3 protein-coding genes and 1 pseudogene are annotated in these 3,605 nt (G+C 57.7%); all 4 read right to left on the bottom strand.

The window, feature by feature from the left end; translation table 11 throughout:
- A partial coding sequence (locus tag WAW39_RS19320; RefSeq protein ID WP_422320803.1) for a hypothetical protein occupies positions 1-381 on the bottom strand: 381 nt, incomplete at its 3' end.
- A 21-nt stretch (positions 382-402) separates the two neighbouring features.
- Positions 403-1,032, bottom strand: coding sequence for a hypothetical protein (locus WAW39_RS19315; protein WP_422320802.1), 630 nt, complete (start codon positions 1,030-1,032; stop codon positions 403-405).
- A gap of 33 nt (positions 1,033-1,065) precedes the next feature.
- Complete coding sequence (locus WAW39_RS19310; RefSeq protein ID WP_422320801.1) at positions 1,066-3,096, bottom strand: BatA domain-containing protein; 2,031 nt, start codon at positions 3,094-3,096, stop codon at positions 1,066-1,068.
- A gap of 274 nt (positions 3,097-3,370) precedes the next feature.
- Positions 3,371-3,605, bottom strand: a pseudogene (locus WAW39_RS19305) (DUF58 domain-containing protein); the annotation flags it as partial.

The following is a 3,605-nucleotide window of genomic DNA, read 5'->3' as shown; positions in this document are numbered from 1 at the left end:
ATGCGCCAGCGCTCGGTCAATGAGCCGTTCATGCAGGAAACCGGCAGGCTTCTCAGCCTCCGGTTCGTGCTCGATGGCCGTCAGCAGCAATGCGTTCAGCGAAGGATGCTTTTGCTCAATGACACGGGCGATGTCACGATCACTCCAAATGTTACGCCGCCCTTGGATCCAGGCAATCAGCCCCAGCACGATGAGCCCCAGCATCGACCAACGATCAAGCCTCTTCGAAACAGCAAATCCATTCAGCGTCGCCAGCAGCAAGCCGCCCCTCACCACAACCCCCAGCGCGAACACAACAGCGAGATGACGCATGAGCCGCGCGAGACGCAGCGCCTCGCGAACTTCAGCAATGCGGGCTTCAAGAATGGTGCGTGCGATCATAAGCGGTGATTTTCAACTCCTCTAATTTTCTGCATCCAGAGCAATGTCCGTCAGTTCAATGCTCCAGTCCTTTTTTAATTTATAGAAGAAACACAAAGTTCCTCCATCGAAGCCTTTTAAACCATACCTCGAGTAGTCTTCATTAAAATGCCCTTCTTTTGGCTTGAACCCATAGGACCGTTTGATGAGTTCTCCATTCTTGGAAAAAGCCACCTCTGAACCCGGATTATTAGTTGTCGTAAGCACTTCGAATATCTTGCCTTTGGGATGGGCCGTATCAGCAGGCAGGCTCAATGGGATGGCACGTCGGTTTGAAATTCGATAAATCTGACAGTCGTTCATGAGCCGCCCTATTCGAAAATTGACCAACAGGATTTTGCCATCAGGCGACCAGGCACACCGAACATTCTCCGTTGTTTTACCCCAAGTTCCGCCATTGGAAGTCACTTCCTCCAACGTACCAATCCGTTTTTGTTTCTGCGCGTCGATTAGCAAAACGCTCCCATCCGCCTCGTCCAGAGCCGCCCCCTGTTGCGGAAGCACTGCAACAGCCAGCTTTTTGTCGGGAGACACCCCGCCTTCGACGACGACCCAGTCAGCCGCAAGGCCGCTTGAAGCCACCAAGGCTATTGAGAAAATGATGCTTTTCACGAGGCTTGGAGAAATTGAATTGAAAGACTCTAATCAAGCAGTGGTGAGACTGCTGACTCCTTTACGCCCTGCAAACCACGTTTCGAGCAAAAGTACAGCCAGGAGGATAAGGAGAATATACCACCACGACTGCTGCCGCTGCTCCGTGTCAGTCGCCGTAAGCCGCTCGTCCGTGGTTTCACCGGCTGCCCCACTGTCAGCGCCGCTGGAAAGCTTGATGCCATATTCCGCCAGCTTCTGCGGAGCCAGCGGCAGCACACGCCCCTCATCCGGCGGGAGATTGACAGCCAGAATCTGGGTATGGCTGGCGCTTTGCACCTTGTAGAGACCGATCCCCGTCGTGGTAAAAATCTCGCCCGCTTTGAGACTGTGCGTCTTGCCTTCCGGCTCCGTGATGGTGTACGCGGAAGCAGCATCTAGCGGCAGGTTTTCACCCACCAGCAGCGTCGCCGCTGGATCATGGCTGAAACCCGCCGCCGCCAGCCAGCCATACAGCAGCGGCACAAACTTCGTGCTGAGCGCCAGCTGGCTGTCACTCGGCTGCCAGCCAGAAGCCAGGACAATGAGCGTCCCCTTCCCAATGCGGGCGCTGAGAATCGCAGGCCGACCGTTGTCAAAGCTCGCCAGGGTCTCCAGCTTGTTGCCCGCATCTTTGACCTCGATCTGCCGATGCTTCCAAAACCGCAGCTTGGTAAAGTCGCGCAGCTTCGGATCACCGAAGGGCTTGAGCAGCGGATGCTCCGTTTTGACATCCGCCAGCATTCGGTAGTCGTCATTGGCATCCCCGTCCTTGACGGTGATGCCAGGAATCCCAGTGAGCGTTTGAAGCAGAACTGCATCGGCAGAAGAAGACGCGACCTCCACCAGAAACCCGCCCGCACTGACAAAGTCGCGCAAAGCGGCATGCGTCCCGGCAGACGGCGTGGCTCCCGAGATGACAAGCACGTCCGGCTTCTGCGCCGGCATCGCCTTCCCCGCCGTGAGCACCGGCGCCAGCGTGGCCGTGGGTTGCAGCGCACGTGCCAGATAATACAGCGGCGCAGCGGCCTCATCTCGCGTGGCCTCATCGCCCAGAAAATGAATCCGTACCGCACGCGGCTGCGGCGGCGCGATGAAAAGCCGGTTGTCGAAATCGTATCTGTCGCCCGTGAGAGTCAGCGTCGTCGCGCTGGTGGAATTCGGCGGAGCCGTGAGAATGCGCGAAGCCCCCGCCGGGATCTGCGCCGTGATGCTGTCCGTCTGCGGGCCTTTTTCCCACGCCAGCGTGAAGTCGCGCAAAGCCGAGTCACGCGTGTTGCTCAACCGCACACGAATGAGTGCGTCCGCATTCCCCTCCTCATCACGCGCAGCCAGAGCCACGGCAAAATTGTCATTCGTCACCGGATCCAGCCGATGCACATGGAGCGTAAGTTCAGCAGGCCACGCAATCGTGCGCAGAGCATCAAGGTGCGTCCCCTCCTGCAAATCCGTGATGAGATGAATGCGCTTCGTCAGCTTCGCCGTGCTGGCATCAAACGACGGCACCGCAGCGATCAGCGCCCGATCAAGCTGCGTGCCGCTCCACGTCGGCGCCAGCGCAGCCAGACGGCTTTGCAGCGCCGCACTGCGATTCGCCGGGGTGTTTCGATCTTCCTCAAAACTCCACACCTGCGTGAGCTCCCGGTCAAACACCGCCAGCGCAATCCGGTCCGTGATCTTCGCCGCCTTAAACAGCCGCTCCGCTTCAGCCAGACCACGCTTCCACAAATCATCCCGTCGCATCGAAGCACTGCGATCCAGCAGGATCAGCGTCGCCTGATCCGCCGATGACGAAGTGGCGCTTTCACTCTGCAAAAACGGCCGCGCAAACATCAGCGCCAGAAGGATCAGCGCCAGACACCGCAGCAACAGCAGCAGCCAGTTCTCCAGCCGTCTCTTGCTTACCGGCACCGGCGTGCTCGCATCCAGAAACATCAGCGTACTGAACTCCACCCGGTCCTGCGGCGGCCTGCGTCGCAGGTGCAGCAAAATCGGCGCAATGATCGCCGCAGCACCAGCGAGATATATGGGAAAGAGCCAGCTCATACGAAATAAAGGGTTCGAACAACAGAAAGCTCCCTCCTCAGGAATCGTCCTCGTCCTCGTTCTTCTACTCGTCCTCGATCAATTCGCTCACAAACACCTCCACGACACTCAAACTCCATTCGTCCTCGTCCTCTTACCTTGGGCTCCTTAGCTTTAGCGAAGGAGGCTCGAACTCGTCCTCGATCACTTGACTTCGAGAGCCACAAGGCGCGACGATTCTGAAACAGATGTGTTGGCTTGGTTTGGAAAGTCATAGGTTTTCGATCAAAACACGCTACCCAGCCACTCTCGCCGCCGCAGACTTCGAAGCCTTCTTCCTCTGCCGCGCACTCAAAAAGTTAAACAGCACCTCTTCCAACGGCTGATCCGTCGGACAAAAGTGGTATTCCACATTATGCCGGTCCGCAGCCGCCTGGATCGTATCGCGATGCGCCTGCAGCCTCTTCAGATAAGTCTCACGCGCCAGTTGCGGATCCACAAAACGTTCCGCCCCCGTCTCCGCATCCCGA

This window comes from Prosthecobacter sp. (assembly GCF_049294395.1).
Lineage (GTDB): Bacteria > Verrucomicrobiota > Verrucomicrobiia > Verrucomicrobiales > Verrucomicrobiaceae > Prosthecobacter.
Note: the sequence above shows the minus strand (reverse complement) of the source record. Positions and strands in the feature narration are given on the sequence as shown.